Genomic DNA, 16,861 nt, shown 5'->3' on the forward strand with positions numbered 1-16,861 from the left:
TTATTCCCTCCTCTGCATCCTGTATAAAATTGAGTTAACCAAAAATGATATTAAAAGAAGCACAAAACCAATCATAACCGCTTCTTCAAAATTTCCCTTGCCTGTTTCAAGGGCAATGTATGTTGTCATAACCCTTGTTTTGTCCTTGATGTTTCCTCCAACCATCATTACGGCTCCAACCTCGGATATGGCTCTTCCGAAGCCTGCAGTAATAACAGAAAAGAGCTTAAACCTGCATTCGCTGATTATTGTAATCAATGTGCTTTTTTTGTCAGCACCCAGCGATAAACATGTTAGCTCAATATTCTTTGCTTCTTCCTGAATTGATGATACCGTGAGTCCGAATATTATGGGAAACACAAGCAGTGACTGCGAAACAATCATGGCTGACGGTGAAAACAACAGCCCAAGGCTTCCAAGAGGACCTTTTCTTGACAGCATCATGTAAACAAGAAGACCTATCAGTACCGGAGGCAGACTCATGAGGGTATTTGCCACCCTCATGATTGTTTTTTTCAATTTGAATTCATGAAGGGCTGCCGCTATGCCTGAGGTCAGTCCAAGAGCAGAAGCAATGAAGGCTGAAGTCAGGGACACTTTCAAAGAAAGTGCTATTACAGGCAGTATGTCATTGTATGTAGTTAAAAATTCTCTCATAAATTCAAACATTATTTCACCTTTTGTTATTTTGCATTTGGTACAAACAATGATTCACCAAATTCTTCCTTGCCGAATCCTGCTATGAGTTCCTGTCCTTCGTCAGAAAGCAAGAAGTCTATGAATTCCTGAACTTCTGCCTCTTTTATAGGATATTTTTCAGGATTTACCATCATAACACCATATTGGTTGTACATTTTGTCGTTCTTTTCTGTTACTATAACAAGACCAAGTTCGTCCTTCATAGAAAGATAAGTTGCCCTGTCTGTAAGAGTGTAGCCCTGCTTTTCATCAGCCATCTGAAGCACTGCTCCCATTCCTGTTCCGGCAGAAACATACCATTCTCCTTCAGGAGTGATGTTAAGTTCTTTCCAGTAACCTTTTTCCTTTGTGTGAGTTCCTGATTCGTCTCCTCTGGAAATAAATGTTGATTTAGTATCAGCCAGTAACTGGAAAGCCTTGATAGGATCATTCGGAGCATTTGCAATAAGTCCTGCAGGATCAGATTCTGGTCCTACAATGATGAAGTCATTGTACATCACATCAAATCTTTCTTTAGCAAAACCTTCAGCAATGAATGCTTCTTCTTGTGCTTTGGCATGTACCAGTACTCCATCTGCATCGCCATTTTTGGCAAGCTCCAGAGCAGCACCTGTTCCCTTAGCCACAACATTTACTGTTATGCCTGTTTTTTCTTTAAAAATTGGCAGCAGATAATCTAAAAGTCCTGAATCCTGTGTGCTTGTAGTAGTAGCCAATATGAATTCTCTAGGTTCAGCTGGCTCTTCTGCAGGTGTTTCCTTTGCCGGTTCTTCCGTCTTAGGTTGTTCTGTCTTAGCACATGCTGTCATTGAAAATATAAGCATCAATGAAAGTAAAAGTGCTAAAATGTTTTTTGCTTTAGTTTTTTTCATAAATAAAAAAACCCCTTTCATATAATAGTATACGAAAAGAGAAATGCATTGGCATTCTCCTTTCCAATGGGAGGCTCATTCGTTTCCAAATAAACCCTGTCGGTTTGCGGCTCATGGCAAAAGCTTTAGATCCGTAAACTCGGAGATAACTCACATATAATTTTAGCTAGAAATACGCCAAATGTCAACTTATATTAAGTTGCTTATTCATCAAAATGACGATTTATTAACATGACAAAAAGGCTCCGGCAGCTGAAAGCCACTCGTGAGCCTATTTTTAATGCTTAATAAAAATTCATTTGTTTAAAAATTTTTTTACAGTAATTTGTCAAGAGCCTGTTTTAAATCATCAATTATATCCCCTGCATCTTCAAGCCCTACAGAAAGTCTGACTAGACCTTCAGAAATTCCGGATGCAGCTCTTTCTTCAGGAGTGTATGGAGAATGTGTCATGGAAGCAGGATGCTGTATTAATGTTTCAGTATCTCCAAGGCTTACAGCAAGCGAACAAAGTTCAACTGAATTCATCAGTATTCTTCCGGCTTCAAGCCCTCCCTTTACTTCAAATGCAATCATTGCTCCCGGCAGTGACATTTGTTTTTTTGCAAGTTCATACTGAGGGAAGCTTTTAAGTCCAGGATAAGCAATTGATACAACAGCAGGATGATCTTCAAGAAACTCTGCAACCTTCTGTGCGTTCTGGCAGTGTTTTTCCATTCTGATTTCAAGAGTCTTCATTCCTCTATTTATAAGGTATGAATCAAATGGGCTTATTACTGAACCTGTCATATCCTTTATTCCAACAAATCTAACCTGGTTTATGAATTCCTGAGTTCCTGCAGCAAAGCCTGCTATTACATCTCCGTGTCCGTTTAAATATTTTGTTGCAGAATGAACAACAACATCTGCACCTAGATCAATAGGTCTTTGAATGTATGGTGTGCAGTATGTGTTGTCAACAACAACCATGCAGCCTTCTTTTTCATGAGCAATTTTTGAAATTTCCTCTATGTCTGATATGAGCATGTTTGGATTTGCAGGACTTTCCAGATATACCACCTTTGTGTTTTCTTTCATTGCTTTTCTTACATTTTCAGGATCAGAAGTATCTACAAATGTTACTTCAATTCCAAATTTAGGAAGACCGTGATTTAAAAATGCAAATGTGCAGCCGTACAGTGTCTTAGCTGCTACTATGTGATCTCCGCCCTTTACTATAGCCCAGATTACAGAAGTTATGGCTCCCATGCCTGAACCCATGGCAACAGCAGCCTCTGCATTTTCAAGACTTGCCAGTTTGTCTTCAACCTGTGAGCTTGTTGGATTGCCAAGACGAGTATAAATATATCCGTCTTCTTCCAAAGCAAATCTTCTTCCTCCCTGCTCTGCTGAGTCAAATATAAAGGTTGATGTCTGATAAATAGGTGTAGCCAATGCTCCGTATTCATTTTTCCTGTAGCCTGCATGCACAGCTCTTGTAGAAAATTTCATCTTGCTTAACTTTTCCTTATTCATTTGAATCCTCCTAATTTATAAATTATTTCTATCGATATTGTATTTCTTCATCCTGTTGATTAATAACGTATGTGTTACTTCAAGGTTTTTAGCTGCTTCTCTGATGCTTTTGTTCATTTTAAGACTTTCAGTTATTTTTTCTTTTTTCAAGACTTTCAATGCAGTCCTTAAGAGATGTACCTGATGTTTCTTCTTCCGGAACAATGTCATAGTTCAGCATTATGTCCTTTGAAGTAATTTCTTCTGAAGTTGAAAGTGCAGCAGCTCTTTCAAGAACATTTTGAAATTCTCTTACATTTCCGGGCCAATTGTAATTTAAAAGCTTCCTCATGGCATTCTGCTCAATTCCTTTTATGTATTTATGGTACCTTCTTGAATGGATTCCTGCAAAATGCTCAAATAAAATGGGCAAATCTTCTTTTCTTTCCCTGAGAGGAGGAATATTTATGTTGAAAATATTTATCCTGAACAAGAGATCAAGCCTGAATTCCTTGTTCTTAACCATGTGATCGATATTTTGATTTGTTGCTGAAATCAGCCTTACGTCAAAATTAACTTCGTTTGCTCCTCCAACCCTTCGTACCTTTTTTTCCTGGAGAACCCGTAAAAGCTTTGCCTGAAGGTGCGGTGCCATGTCGCCTATTTCATCGAGGAATACTGTTCCTCCACCGGCAATTTCAAATATTCCTGCCTTGCCTTCCTTTCTGCCTCCGGTGAATGTTCCTCCTTCATATCCAAACAGCTCGCTTTCCAAAAGCTGATCTGGTATGGCTGCACAGTTGATGGCAATAAAAGGTTTTGATTTTCTTCTGCTTTCATTGTGAATAGCTCTGGCAAAAAGTTCTTTTCCTGTACCGCTTTCTCCGGTTATTAAGACCGGCGAGTCAGATTTAGAATAAAGTTTACCTTGGTTAATTACTTGGAGCATCTTGTTGCTTTCAGCAACTATGTCGTCAAATGTTATGGGATTGTCATATCTGCTGAAACTTGTGTTGTCCATTTCATAAAAAGAGATAAGATAACTGCTTAAAACGTTTTCTTCATTGATGATTGGCTGCAAATTAACTTGATATAACTGAGTTCCTATTTCCATGGTGTCCTTTGCCATAACGTTCTTTCCCTTTTTATTAAAGAAAGAAATGAGTTTGTCATAATCCATGTACTTGCGTATATTTACTCCTGTTATGTCCTTGCCTGCTGTCATAAAAATTTTTTCAGCAGCGTAATCGTTTACATACTTAATGTCTCCTGTCCTGCTCAGCAGTGTCACTCCGTGTGGTATTACATCAAGAACTTTTTTTAACTCAGTGTTTTTTTCCTCGAAAGGAAACAGTTCAATTTCCTCTAGACTGTCCCATCCCTTTAAAATGTTGAGCTCATTCTTAATTTTTTCCCATACATCATCTTCTACAGGCATGAGTTTTATGTATGCCACATAAGCATACACTTCCATCCAAATTAAGCCAACATCATATTTGTGAAGAACGCTTAATGCTTCATATGTCAAATGCGGCCTGTCTTCAGAAGCTGTAAGTTTTATTTTTTTAGTTTCCATAATGTCTCCTATCTTAATATAGCATATATCGTGCCAACCATTTCATGTTCAAAATTCAATACAATTCATAGCAAAAATTAAAAAAACCATTTAATAATGGAACAATATCATTCCAGAATTAAATAGTTTTGGAATATTAACCTTTGTTATGGTTTGATATTGTACCTTATGGCACAATCTTAAACCATATTTTTCAATTTATCAATATTATTCTTCTTTGTCATCAAAAATAACTGTGAACAACGTTCCTTTGTTTTCATTGCTCATAACTTCAATGGAAGCTGTATGAAGATCAAGAATGTTTTTTACAATTGTAAGCCCTACTCCGTTGCCTTCTATTTTGTGCCTGCTTTTATCAGCCCTGTAAAATCTCTCAAAAATATACGGAATGTCCTCCCTTGAAATTCCCATTCCGTTGTCTTTAACTTCAACATATATTTTTTTGTTCCTGCTGTATAGATTTATAGAAACTTCTCCCATGCTTCCAGTAAACTTTATGGCATTGTGGATGAGATTGAAGAATACCTGCTTTAAATTGTCTTCATCTCCTGATACAATGTAGCTTTTTTCATTTTCCTTTGAAAAAGAAAGAGTTATATTTTTGCTGTCAGCTTCCATAATTAGTTCACTTACTAAATTTTCAAGCAGTTGGTCAAGTTTAAGTGCATGAAAACTTAGTTTCATGCTTTCTGCTTCAAAATCCTTCAACAAGTCAAGGTTGTTCAAGAGTTTTCCAAACCTTACTATTTCATCATTTAATCCGGAGAGTCTTTCTGAAGTTACAGGGAACACTCCATCAATCATAGCTTCAAGATTGTTCTGCAAGACGTTTAAAGGAGTTCGTATCTCATGGGAAATATCAGAAACCAGACGTTTTCTCAGCATATCCTGTTTGTTCAGCTTTTCAGCCAGAATGTTGACGCTGCTTCTTAAGTCTTCAATTTCTTTCACATCGCTGGTGCTATTTGTCTTGGCTTCAAATTCACCCTTTGATAATTTTACGGACATGCTTGCTACTTCCTTGATTGGAGCAGAAAACTGCTTTGAAAAATACAAACTTAGTATTGTTATTATAATGACTGTCATAGCTCCGCTTGCAACAATGCTTTTATTGATTGATGCTTTGAACTGAATATCCTCTTCTGTCATCAGCAAAGGCGAGTATTGTCCCACTTCAACATATCCCACAACTTCATTTTTATAATGGAGTTCGAATTTTTTAGTTGTGTATACTCCCAGGTCCTGAACCATCATTTGTCCCAGGTTTACTTTATTCCTTATATCATTGGGATTCATTCCCCATATTGCCTTGTTGTCTTTGTCGTACAGCGTCAGGTTGTAATTGCTCATGTAGGCGTTGTGCATTAGCTCTATGCCTGTATTTTCGGACCATTGGCCCTCTTTTTCGTATTCTTCCTCCAGGTACGTTGTGATTGTTTCATACCTTTTGTTTTGAACTTCCAGCATGTATTCCTCAAAAATGCTGTTCATGGTTAAATTAACAAAAATCATAATAAGAAGTATTGCTGCTGCTGATGAAACAGTAAGCAATACTCCTATTTTTCTCCTAATTGAATGCATTTTGATCACCGCCGAATTTATAACCTGCCTTTGTGACAGTAATTATATACTTGGGATTTTTTGTGTCTTCCTCTATTTTCTTTCTTATGTTCTTAATGTGCACATCAACAGTTCTGTCATATCCGTCAAAATCATAGCCAAAAATTTTATCTATGAGCTGTTCCCTTGACATAACCTTTCCCTTGCTTACAGCCAGAGTGTACAAAATGTCAAATTCGTTAGGTGTGAGTGAAACTTCTGTTCCTTTTAACATTACTGTACGTTTTTCATAATTTATTGATAAGTTTTTATCGTCATAAACAGCTTCAGATGTTCCAGTGTCCTTGTGAAGTCTTCTGAACAGCGAATTGACCCTGGCAGTAAGTTCCCTTGGGCTGAAGGGTTTAACAAGGTACTCGTCAGCACCTATGTTTAAGCCTTCGATTTTGTTGTCCAGTGTTCCCTTTGCCGTTAGCATGAAAATGTGCACGTCAGACTCCAGTCGTATTATTTTGCACACTTCTTCCCCACTCATGTCGGGAAGCATAAGGTCAAGAATAATCAGTTCTATTTTGTTTTTTCTGGCAATGTCTATACCGTCAATACCTTTTGCTGTCCAAAACACTTTGTAGCCTTCCCTTTCCAGGTATGCTCTTATTACATCAGCTACTCTTTCATCATCTTCAATTATTAAAATGCTGTTCATTTTCTCTCCATATAAATTATTTTACTGCAGAATCATGCTGCTTCTTATTTCTTCAAGATCTGCACTCTCAAGATCCTCAACTGTCTTAATTACACCAAGTACGGCTCCGTCTTTTATTATACCATAAATTCCGTCTTCACCAGATGTAAACTTAACCTTGCCTGAACCAGATGTTCCATCAAATGAAGCAACTGTTTCGCCAGTACTTCCATCAACCACTAAAAACTCTCCAACCTTATCGTCAAATTCATCCAGATTAAATTCAGTCTCTATTGTTTCATTGCTTTTCACAACCGAAATAAGTGGTTTTAGTTCATAACCAATGCCTTCAATTTTAAGGCTGTTTTCTTCAGATTTTCCTATGAGCATTTCCGTTGGCACCTTTGTTATATCATCTCCGTAGATACTCTCTTTGCTTACATCTACCTGCTCTTCTTCATTCAGTGGACGCTTGCAGCAGTCAGGAGAAACTGCAGGTGGTGGAAGAGATGGATCTTCAACTGTTGTATCAACTGTATCAAGCTTATCCACAACCCTTATTACTCCACCTATCATTCCCATCCAGCAGCTGAAGCTGATATCCTTATCTGATGGAGTGAATTCTATGATGTTTTCACCGCTTTTGACAACTTTTTGCAAATCCATGGAAGGAACTATTATGGCATTGTTGCATGTGTTTAATTCCTTGCCGTCAATAATCCATTTTACAGGTATTCCCTTTTGCACATAAAATGCATTTGGAACAAATCCTTTGTTGTTTACCGTCATCCTTATTACCTGTACACCATCTTCCATGACAGCCTTGGCAACATTTGGATTTGTGTTTTCGCCGGATGATTCTACTTTATCAAAGGCAAATACATTTGCCGGAGAAATTCCAATTATGGCAAATCCTCTGTTTCCCATAATCAGTCCGAGAACAATTACAAGAACTCCGCTAATTTTTAGAAGCCTCTTTGTGTATCCCTTGCTCAGAAGTCCTGACAAACCTCCAAATGCAAGCATCAATGGAACTGTACCCAAAGAAAATGCAAACATTGCCAAAGCTCCCTTTACAGGGCTTGATGTACCCAGTGCAAATATCTGCATAGTCTGCAGCGGTCCACATGGCATGAGTCCGTTAAGCAATCCCACAACAAATGGAGATGAATGCTTACTTTTTATCTTACAAAAAGATTTTGGCATGTGCAACTGAAATTTTCTAAACATTCCAAAACCTGCCATATTAAATCCCATCATAATCATAAATACCCCTGCAATTATCTGCACAGCTGCTTTAGATTTTATTGAAAGAGAAAAAGCTGAACCTGCTGCTCCTATTATAGCTCCAAGAATTGTGTAAGAAATGACCCTTCCCAAATTATATAAAAGTGTTGGTTTAATGGCTTCAAACTTATTGCTGCTTTCTGCTGAAATGCTTTGAGTAAGCATTATTCCGCCGCACATTCCTACGCAGTGAATAGATGTTAGCACACCTGCAAGGAACAAAACACCGTATGATGCATTTTGAAGAAATCCTTCCATGTTAAATCCGCTTGTGTTGAATCCAAGCATTGCAACTGCTGCTGCAATTATTAATATTCCAAAAAACTTAAGATCTGATTTTTCTGTTGAATATCCTGCATTAAGTATCTCTTCTTTAACTTTTTTTACTTTTACTTTTTCATCATCATACTCTATGTCCAGATACTGCTCTGTGAAGCTTGCTTTTGCTTTCAGTACGCCTTCCGTTTTTAAGGCTGCATTTTCAACTCTTGCTTCGCAGGAAGAACAGGTCATATCATATACTTTAATCTTCTCTTTTTTTATACCCATTATCCACCTCTTGAATTTTTTTTGATTTAAATTTTAAAATTATTTTTTTAGATAATAAATTAATAAAACTATGGCAATAATAACAATAGTTGTAATGAAATATTCCTTGAAAGAATAAATTTTATCTGGTCTTGGTCCTCCGCAGCATCCCATAATTACATCCTCTTATAGTTTTTTATTTAATATTAACCTGGATTAATGAAGAAATTATGAAGATGTACTCTCTACATAATTTCTTCACAACTGAATATTATAATAATCATATGAATGACAATACCTAAAATAAGCTAATATCTTATAACAGGAAATCTCCTAATATAATTGTAAAATAAGACTGTCAGTATGCTGGACTGACAGTCTTATTTTTTTATATGATATTGTAATTTCCAAAATTGATTATATAATATATATATTAAATATAGGAGAATATCATGGACTTTTTAATTGCTGTTATCATATTTACCCTTTCACTTGTTTTAAGCATTTCAAAAGGTATATCAACTATTTATCCGCTTCTTATAGGAATGGCTGCTTTTTCTATGGTTGCGTACAAAAGAGGCCACAGCCTTAAAAACATTGCAGCAATGAACATTAAGGGAATGAAAAAAGCCCTCTCACTCATGCCGATTTTCGCTCTTATAGGCATGATAACCGCATTGTGGAGAGCTTCCGGAACCATTTCATTTTTTGTGTACTACGGAACAAAAATTATGAATCCTGACTTTTTCATATTGTTTGCATTTCTTCTTACATGCGTGGTTTCCTTTGCCCTTGGAACAAGCTTTGGAACATGCGGAACAATTGGGGTTGTTCTCATAGTCCTTGCAAAAAGCGGAGGTGTTAACACATATGCTGCTGCAGGAGCAATTGTGTCTGGAGCATTTTTTGGAGACAGGTGCTCTCCCACTTCTTCAAGTGCCAATCTTGTAGCTGTGGTCACAGACACAGATTTGTACACAAACGTTAAAAACATGTTTATTACTGGGCTGATTCCCTTTGTGATGACAGTTGGTTTTTACATTTTTTTGTCAGGAAAATACCCTCTCAACACAAAAAACACAGAACTTCTGAATGAAATTGCATCTTATTTCAATTTAAGCTTTGTAACTGTAATTCCTGCTCTCGTCATATTTTTTCTTGCAATAATGAAAAAGAATGTAAAAATATCAATGCTCGTAAGCATCATAACAGCATTTATAATCTGCCTTACTGTGCAGGAAATTAAGCTTTATGAACTGCTGCGCACCATGCTGTTTGGATTTCACCTGAATCCGGAAAGCTCACTGTCAAAAATAATATCCGGAGGGGGCCTGTTATCCATGGTGAGCGTTTCATTCATTGTTCTTATAGCTTCTTCTTATTCTGGTATTTTCGAAGGAACCGGTATGCTTAACGACATACAGGGATTTCTGGTAAAAATGAGCGAAAAAATAGGAGTATACCTTACAACGTTGTTCACAAGCCTTGCCACTTGCGCATTTTGCTGCAATCAGACGCTTCCCATACTGCTTACAGAACAGCTCATGAACAAAATTTACGAAAAAAAGGGTCTGACTAAAGAGCATCTGTCAATAGACATTGAAAACACTGTAATTTTAACAGCCGAGCTTTTTCCCTGGAGCATTGCCATTGCGGTGCCCCTTGCAACATTGTCCGTTGATGCAGGAGCAATTCCATATGCAGTATTTCTTTACCTGGTTCCAATAATCAACGTTATGAGACTGCCTAAATGGAGCACAAAAAATCTATCTGTAAAAATCTAGAGCTTTCTTACATCAAAAGTATCATCAAGAAGCACCCAGTTTTGAGTGAAGGGATAACCAAGTCCCCAGTAGCTTAAGCCTCTGAGGCCATATTCCTTCACAACATCAAATTTTGCACGGGCGCTTCTTGCATCTTCAAACCATACCTCATGAGCGTTTCCTTCATCGTCTGTGTAGCGAAAGTACGGTGACTGGCTTACAAAATCATATTTGATTTCAGACATGTGTCTATATGCTCTGTTCATTGCTTCCTCAACACTTATTGTTTCTGCTTCCTGACCTTGAACAAAAGGAAGCTTCCAATCCCTTGCGTATATTTGGAAACCCATTAGTATTTTTTCTCTTGGAATTGTAGTGACAGCATAATCCAGCACCTTTTCTATTTCATTTATGGGAGAAATTGCCCGTGGAGGACCACCTCTCCAACCCCACTCATAAGTCATGAGCACAACAAAATCAGCCAGTCTGCCATGTTCTGCATAATCGTGAGCTTCATACAAAAGACCCCTTTGTTCTGCGCTTGTTTTTGGAGCCAAAGCTGTTGAAACAAAATATCCTTCTTCATGAAGCTTGTTTACGGTGCTTTCAAGAAATCTGTTGTAAGCTTCCCTGTCTTCCGGAAAAACATATTCAAAATCTATATTAAGTCCTCTGTATCCTTTATCCCTCATGGTGTTTAAAATGTTGTTCTGTACAGTTTCCACTATTTCCGGATTGTTCAATATTATTTTTGCTATATTTTCTCCCTTGACATTTCTTGTGAAGTTAACAATGGACATCATGGGAACAACTCCTTTGGCTATTGCTTCCCCTATGGCAGGTTCATCATCTATTTCTACAAGACTTCCGTCTTCATTGATGAGATAAGCAAAAGGACTTAAATAAGTAAGACTATCTCCTGCTCCCTGAACAACAGGTATGGCATCATCTCCCAAAATATAAGTAAATGCATTCACATCTATTACCGGCTTTTCTTTTTCAGGAATTTTCAAAACCAGACCAGGATATATGGTGTCAGGTGTCATTATCCGGTTTTCCCATAAAAGCTCCTGAACGGGAACACCATAGCTCTCTGCAATTTTCCATATTGTATCCCCCGGTATCACTGTGTGTTCCCTTATGTCTTCAGGAATCAAAAGCGGCTGTCCAACCAATAGAATCTCCGGATTGACCAGACCGTTAGCCTCCATGATATCTTCTATGTCAGTTTTATAAAAGTCGGCAATTTTCCATAATGCCTCACCCTTTTGAACCGTATGTATGCGCATGGCAACCTCCAAATAAATATATATTATAAATATATTCGCCAAGGCTGTCATAATGATTAAAAATAAAAAAAAGGAATGATAAATCATCCTCGGACTATAGAAACTTCGACGCTGTCATCCTGAACGTTAGTGAAGGATCTCATTTTCAATTGAAAACATGAGATTCTTCGGCTGCGTCCTCAGAATGACAACGTCAAAAGTTACTTTGTAATCAACCTAAGGATGATTACAGCTCTAGTAATTTTCTTTTACAATTTTGCTATGTCAGTCCTGTATTCCATTTTTTCAAAATGTATTTTAGGTATATTTTTATACACTTTTTCTCTAGCTTCATCAAGGGTATTGCCTAGTGCAGTGACAGCCATGACTCTTCCGCCGTCTGTTAGGATTTTCCCTCCCACAAGCTTTGTTCCTCCATGGAAAACTATGATATCACTGTCAACATCTTCAAGGCCTGTTATTTCTTTGCCCTTTTCATAATTTTCAGGATATCCACCTGAAGCAAGGATTACTGTAACGCTTTTTTCATTTTTCCACTGCAAATCATCAGCAGACAAATTTCCTTCAATACACTTTTCCATAATATCAACAAGATCTGATTTAAGCCTTGGAATAACAGATTCAGTTTCAGGATCTCCAAAGCGTGTGTTGTATTCCAGAACTTTTGCCTGATTGTTTTTAATCATCAAACCTATGAACAGCACACCCTTAAAATCCATGTCTTCCCCATGGAAGCCCTGAAGTGTTCTGTCTATTATATTTTTTTGTATATAGTGGTTCAGCTCGTCCGTGTAGATGGGGTTTGGAGAAAAGTTTCCCATCCCTCCTGTGTTAAGACCTTTGTCGTTGTCATAAGCTTTTTTGTAATCTCTTGCACTTTCCATTGGAACAATTCTTTTGCCGTCAACAAAACAAAGAAGAGAGGTTTCTGTTCCGTCAAGAAATTCTTCAATTACAACAGTATCGCCAGCTTCTCCGAACTGCTTGTCATTCATTATGCTTTTAATTGCTTCTTCAGCATCTTGTTTTGTTTCACATATAAGAACTCCCTTGCCTGCGGCAAGTCCGTCTGCTTTTACTACCACAGGAACGTCAAAGTTTTTCAATGCTTCAAGAGCCTGATGAGAATTTTCAAAAACCTCGTACTTTGCAGTTGGTATGTTGTATTTTTTCATGAAGTCCTTGGAATATGACTTGCTTCCTTCAAGCCTTGCTCCTTTTTTTACCGGTCCGAAAGCTTTAATTCCTTTTTCCGTAAGCATGTCTACAAGACCGTTGACCAATGGTCCTTCCGGTCCCACAACAACTAAATCTATTTTGTTGTCAGCTGAAAATTTTGTTAGTTCTTCCAGGTTTTCAGCTTTTATGTCTGCAATTTCAGCTATCTGCCCTATACCCGCATTGCCGGGAGCACAATAAAGCTTTGATACTCTTTTGCTTTGTTTAAGCTTCCAGCATATGGTGTGTTCTCTTGCTCCGCTGCCTACAACAAGAATTTTCATAAAAACCTCCATTATATAAATTAAGAGTTAAGAATGAAGAATGAAGAATTATTGTATGAATTGTGCAAAGCACAATTCAATCATTTAATTCTTAACTCTTAACCCTTCATTCTTAATTAAATTATTTAGTGTTTAAAATGTCTCATGTCTGTGAAAAGCATTGACATATTGTGATTGTCGCATGCTTCTATGGAATCATTGTCTCTTATGGAGCCTCCCGGCTGGATTATTGCTGTAATACCTGCCTCTGCAGCTGCTTCTACGCAGTCTGAAAACGGAAAAGTATGCATCTGAAGCAAGTGTTGCTCCCTTGATGCTGTCTTCTCCCAAAAATTCCACTGCATGTTCGATTGCCTGCTTGCATGCCCATATACGGTTGACCTGTCCTGGTCCGATGCCTATGGACTGTCCGTTTTTAACTATTGTAATGGCATTTGATTTTGTGTGCTTAACAATTTTCCATGCCATGATGAGATCTTTCATTTCCTGTTCAGTAGGCTGTTTCTTTGTTACAGTCTTAAGTTCTCCAGACAGAAGCTTTGAATCAATTGTCTGAACAAGGATTCCTCCGGCAACCTTTTTTAGATCATAGGAATTTTCATCTTGTTTTGTAGTTATGTTTTCAATTGCAAGCAATCTTATGTTTTTCTTAGATTTAAGTATTTCAAGTGCTTTCTCGCTGTAAGAAGGGGCAACAACTATTTCAACAAATATTTTGTTGATTTCTTCGGCTGTTTTTTCATCCAGCTCCCTGTTCATTACAACAATTCCTCCAAAAATGGAAGTAGGATCCGAATTGTATGCCTTAACATATGCTTCATAAACATTTTCACCGGTGCCTACACCGCATGGATTTGCATGTTTGCAGGCAACAACAGTTGGTTCTTCAAATTCTTTTAAAAGCTCAAGAGCTCCATTTGTATCATTGATGTTGTTAAATGACAGCTCTTTTCCGTGAAGCTGCACAGCTGATGAAAGAAGTCCGTCAGTATTAACCACTTCCTTGTAGAAGGCAGCCTTCTGATGAGGATTTTCGCCGTAGCGCATTTCCTGAACTTTTTCAAAAGTCATGGTGAATGTTTCAGGAAGATTGTTGTCTTGACGTTCTCTTTTCATATATGCTGCAATCAATGTGTCATAGTGAGCAGTGTGTGCAAAAACCTTTGAACATAGATAAAATTTTGTGTCAAGAGTTACGCCATTGCCTGCCTTAAGTTCATCAATTACTAGGTCGTAGTCCCTTGGGTCAACCACAACTGCCACATCCTGATAGTTTTTGGCAGCAGAGCGAAGCATTGTAGGTCCGCCTATGTCTATGTTTTCTATGGCAACTTCCCTTGTTACGCCTTCTTTTAAAATTGTTTCCTTGAAAGGATACAGATTTACTACAACAATGTCGATTGTTTCTATTTTAAGTTCTTCCAGCTGCTTCATGTGTTCCGGATTGGAGCGCATTGCAAGAAGTCCTGCATGGATGTTTGGATGCAATGTCTTCACCCTTCCGTCAAGACATTCCGGAAAACCAGTGACTTCAGAAATTCCTGTAACTTTAACCCCTGCTTGTTCCAGAGTCTTGTGTGTTCCTCCCGTTGAAATTATCTGGACTCCAAGTTCCTGAAGTTCTTTTGCAAATTCAACTATTCCATTTTTGTCTGACACACTTATTAAAGCTCTCATTTAATAACCAACTCCTTTTTATCAGTAAATTATGTAACTGTGCTGAGCATCGTTAGCTCAGCTGAAACTCTAAAATTTTAGACTATTAATTCTTCATTCTTAACTCTTAATTCTTAATTTAATTACTTAATTCTTAATTTATTTCAACCTTTCTTCCCACAACGTCAAGCCTTCCTTCGCAAAAAAGCTTCACAGCCTGTGGCAGTATTTTATGTTCTATTTTAAGCACTTTTTTCTGAAGCTTTTCAGGAGTGTCCTTAAAGTCTACCTTTACTGTCTCCTGAATTATTATGGGACCGGAATCAGCTTCTTCGTCAACGAAATGAACTGTTGCCCCGCTTATTTTGACACCGTAGTTTACAGCCGCCTCGTGTACCTTAAGCCCATAGTAACCCTTGCCGCAAAATGACGGTATGAGGGATGGATGAATGTTGATAATTCTGTTTCTGTATGTTTCTATGAAATTACGGGATAAAATTTTCAGATATCCGGCAAGAACAACAAGCTCGACTCCGTTGCTTTTAAGCTCCTTTATAACTGCTTCATTGTAAATCTCTGAATCCTGATAATTTTTCTGATCTACAAACACTGATTTTATGTTGTGCTTTCTTGCTCTTTCAAGTCCGTAGGCATCAATTTTATTAGAAATAACCACAGTTATTTTTCCGTCAATTTGCCCGTTTTCAACATTGTCAATGAGAGACTGAAGATTAGATCCGGAACCGGATATCAATACACCTATTTTTAGTTGTGGCATATTTTCAGTCCGCCTTCCCTTCTTGATGTGTAACCTATGACAACAGGCTCTTCTCCCTGATTTTTCAAATATTCCATAACATCATCTTTTGTGTCTTTTGATACAGCAAGAACCATTCCTATTCCCATATTAAATGTTGAATACATTTCATCAATGTCAACATTTCCTTCTCTTTGAAGAAGTTTGAACACAGGAAGAACATTTATGTTTTTTGTTTCAATGTCTGCTGTTATGCCTTCCGGGAACATTCTTGGAATATTCTCATAGAAACCGCCTCCGGTTATGTTGGACATTCCCTTTATTTCAAACTTTGATATAAGTTCCAATATGAGTTTCGGATAAATTTTTGTAGGAGTCAAAAGAGCTTCTCCAAGAGTGCATCCAAGCTCTTCAACATAATCATCTGCATTGTAGTTTTTGTGGTCGAAGAATACTTTTCTTACAAGTGAATATCCGTTTGAATGGAATCCGCTTGAAGGAATTCCTATGAGCACATCCCCTTCTACAATTTTTGATCCATCTATAATTTTTTTCCTGTCAACTATTCCCACACAAAAACCTGCTATATCATATTCGCCTTCACCGTACAAACCAGGCATTTCAGCAGTTTCTCCTCCGATGAGGGCAGCGCCGGCCTTGATACAGCCGTTTGCAACACCTTTTACAATGTCTGCTGCCTTTCTTGGGTCCAGTTTTCCTGTTGCTATATAGTCAAGGAAAAACAATGGTTTTGCTCCCTGACAAATAACGTCGTTCACGCACATAGCAACAGCATCTTCTCCAATTGTATCATGGACATCAGTCTTGAATGCGATCATTAGCTTTGTACCAACGCCGTCAGTTCCTGAAACAAGCACCGGTTCTTCATATTCATTTTTATCAATGCCGAACATTCCTCCGAAACCGCCTATGTCAGACATAACTCCCTTGGTGTATGTTTTCTTCACGTAATCTTTTATGAGCCTAACAGTTTCATATCCTGCGTGTATATCTACACCGGAATCTTTATATGTTAATTTATCAGACATAACAATCTCCTCTAATCGAATTTTGGAACTTCCATTGGATAATCACCGTTCAAACATGCCAGGCAGAATCCTCTGTCAGAACCTGTTGATTTAATAAGTCCTTCCATGCTTAAAAAATGAAGGCTGTCAGCTTTTATATAGTCC

General features: G+C 37.7%; 13 protein-coding genes, 1 pseudogene and 1 riboswitch. Of the genes and pseudogenes, 1 reads left to right on the forward strand and 13 read right to left on the reverse strand.

The window, feature by feature from the left end:
* The 8 genes from BN358_RS02990 to BN358_RS03020 form a co-directional block, all read right to left on the reverse strand.
* Positions 1-669 (reverse strand): ABC transporter permease, encoded by a 669-nt coding sequence (locus BN358_RS02990; protein ID WP_019227848.1) that lies wholly within the window; start codon positions 667-669, stop codon positions 1-3.
* A 14-nt stretch (positions 670-683) separates the two neighbouring features.
* On the reverse strand, positions 684-1,571 hold the full coding sequence (locus tag BN358_RS02995; protein WP_040581942.1) for a substrate-binding domain-containing protein: 888 nt from the start codon (positions 1,569-1,571) through the stop codon (positions 684-686).
* Between the two features lie 40 nt (positions 1,572-1,611).
* Positions 1,612-1,728: riboswitch (molybdenum cofactor riboswitch) on the reverse strand.
* A gap of 158 nt (positions 1,729-1,886) precedes the next feature.
* Complete coding sequence (gene megL, locus BN358_RS03000; RefSeq protein ID WP_019227850.1) at positions 1,887-3,086, reverse strand: methionine gamma-lyase; 1,200 nt, start codon at positions 3,084-3,086, stop codon at positions 1,887-1,889.
* A gap of 15 nt (positions 3,087-3,101) precedes the next feature.
* Positions 3,102-3,296, reverse strand: coding sequence for a hypothetical protein (locus BN358_RS28555; RefSeq protein WP_368730805.1), 195 nt, complete (start codon positions 3,294-3,296; stop codon positions 3,102-3,104).
* Complete coding sequence (locus BN358_RS03005; RefSeq protein WP_019227851.1) at positions 3,214-4,641, reverse strand: sigma-54-dependent Fis family transcriptional regulator; 1,428 nt, start codon at positions 4,639-4,641, stop codon at positions 3,214-3,216. The genes BN358_RS28555 and BN358_RS03005 overlap by 83 nt, the downstream gene beginning before the upstream one ends.
* 207 nt (positions 4,642-4,848) lie before the next feature.
* Positions 4,849-6,222, reverse strand: a complete 1,374-nt coding sequence (locus BN358_RS03010) for a HAMP domain-containing sensor histidine kinase (RefSeq protein WP_019227852.1) — start codon at positions 6,220-6,222, stop codon at positions 4,849-4,851.
* Complete coding sequence (locus tag BN358_RS03015) at positions 6,209-6,907, reverse strand: response regulator transcription factor (RefSeq protein ID WP_019227853.1); 699 nt, start codon at positions 6,905-6,907, stop codon at positions 6,209-6,211. The genes BN358_RS03010 and BN358_RS03015 overlap by 14 nt, the downstream gene beginning before the upstream one ends.
* 21 nt (positions 6,908-6,928) lie before the next feature.
* Positions 6,929-8,722 (reverse strand): sulfite exporter TauE/SafE family protein, encoded by a 1,794-nt coding sequence (locus tag BN358_RS03020; protein ID WP_019227854.1) that lies wholly within the window; start codon positions 8,720-8,722, stop codon positions 6,929-6,931.
* A 431-nt stretch (positions 8,723-9,153) separates the two neighbouring features.
* Between BN358_RS03020 and BN358_RS03025 the strand changes: the two genes are divergently transcribed.
* Positions 9,154-10,485: a Na+/H+ antiporter NhaC family protein gene (locus BN358_RS03025; RefSeq protein ID WP_019227856.1), complete on the forward strand. Its 1,332-nt coding sequence runs from the start codon at positions 9,154-9,156 to the stop codon at positions 10,483-10,485.
* On the opposite strand, the gene BN358_RS03030 is transcribed toward BN358_RS03025, so the two are convergent.
* The 5 genes and pseudogenes from BN358_RS03030 to purM all read right to left on the reverse strand — a co-directional run bounded on the left by BN358_RS03030 (position 10,482) and on the right by purM (position 16,717).
* Positions 10,482-11,753 carry a LysM peptidoglycan-binding domain-containing protein gene (locus BN358_RS03030; protein WP_019227857.1) on the reverse strand — a complete coding sequence of 424 codons (1,272 nt, stop codon included), beginning with the start codon at positions 11,751-11,753 and terminating at the stop codon, positions 10,482-10,484. The genes BN358_RS03025 and BN358_RS03030 overlap by 4 nt on opposite strands.
* Positions 11,754-12,001: 248 nt before the next feature.
* Positions 12,002-13,255: a phosphoribosylamine--glycine ligase gene (gene purD / locus BN358_RS03035; protein WP_019227858.1), complete on the reverse strand. Its 1,254-nt coding sequence runs from the start codon at positions 13,253-13,255 to the stop codon at positions 12,002-12,004.
* 125 nt (positions 13,256-13,380) lie between these two features.
* Positions 13,381-14,932, reverse strand: a pseudogene (gene purH / locus BN358_RS03040) (bifunctional phosphoribosylaminoimidazolecarboxamide formyltransferase/IMP cyclohydrolase).
* Positions 14,933-15,065: 133 nt separating this feature from the next.
* A complete protein-coding gene (purN, locus tag BN358_RS03045) occupies positions 15,066-15,689 on the reverse strand; it encodes a phosphoribosylglycinamide formyltransferase (protein WP_019227859.1) in 624 nt (207 codons plus the stop codon).
* Positions 15,677-16,717 carry a phosphoribosylformylglycinamidine cyclo-ligase gene (gene purM / locus BN358_RS03050; RefSeq protein ID WP_019227860.1) on the reverse strand — a complete coding sequence of 347 codons (1,041 nt, stop codon included), beginning with the start codon at positions 16,715-16,717 and terminating at the stop codon, positions 15,677-15,679. The genes purN and purM overlap by 13 nt, the downstream gene beginning before the upstream one ends.
* Positions 16,718-16,861: the final 144 nt, after the last annotated feature.

Origin of the sequence: Sedimentibacter sp. B4, from assembly GCF_000309315.1 — a bacterium.
GTDB classification, from domain to species: Bacteria; Bacillota; Clostridia; order Tissierellales; family Sedimentibacteraceae; genus Sedimentibacter; species Sedimentibacter saalensis.

Excerpts from the sequence above, each read along its gene's own strand:
- BN358_RS28555 (WP_368730805.1), bottom strand. The coding sequence starts at position 3,296 with ATGACATTGTTCCGGAAGAAGAAACATCAGGTACATCTCTTAAGGACT.
- megL (WP_019227850.1), bottom strand. The coding sequence starts at position 3,086 with ATGAATAAGGAAAAGTTAAGCAAGATGAAATTTTCTACAAGAGCTGTG.
- purD (WP_019227858.1), bottom strand. The coding sequence starts at position 13,255 with ATGAAAATTCTTGTTGTAGGCAGCGGAGCAAGAGAACACACCATATGC.
- BN358_RS02990 (WP_019227848.1), bottom strand. The coding sequence starts at position 669 with ATGTTTGAATTTATGAGAGAATTTTTAACTACATACAATGACATACTG.
- purM (WP_019227860.1), bottom strand. The coding sequence starts at position 16,717 with ATGTCTGATAAATTAACATATAAAGATTCCGGTGTAGATATACACGCA.
- BN358_RS03020 (WP_019227854.1), bottom strand. The coding sequence starts at position 8,722 with ATGGGTATAAAAAAAGAGAAGATTAAAGTATATGATATGACCTGTTCT.
- BN358_RS03005 (WP_019227851.1), bottom strand. The coding sequence starts at position 4,641 with ATGGAAACTAAAAAAATAAAACTTACAGCTTCTGAAGACAGGCCGCAT.
- BN358_RS03030 (WP_019227857.1), bottom strand. The coding sequence starts at position 11,753 with ATGCGCATACATACGGTTCAAAAGGGTGAGGCATTATGGAAAATTGCC.
- BN358_RS03010 (WP_019227852.1), bottom strand. The coding sequence starts at position 6,222 with ATGCATTCAATTAGGAGAAAAATAGGAGTATTGCTTACTGTTTCATCA.
- BN358_RS03025 (WP_019227856.1), top strand. The coding sequence starts at position 9,154 with ATGGACTTTTTAATTGCTGTTATCATATTTACCCTTTCACTTGTTTTA.
- BN358_RS03015 (WP_019227853.1), bottom strand. The coding sequence starts at position 6,907 with ATGAACAGCATTTTAATAATTGAAGATGATGAAAGAGTAGCTGATGTA.
- purN (WP_019227859.1), bottom strand. The coding sequence starts at position 15,689 with ATGCCACAACTAAAAATAGGTGTATTGATATCCGGTTCCGGATCTAAT.
- BN358_RS02995 (WP_040581942.1), bottom strand. The coding sequence starts at position 1,571 with ATGAAAAAAACTAAAGCAAAAAACATTTTAGCACTTTTACTTTCATTG.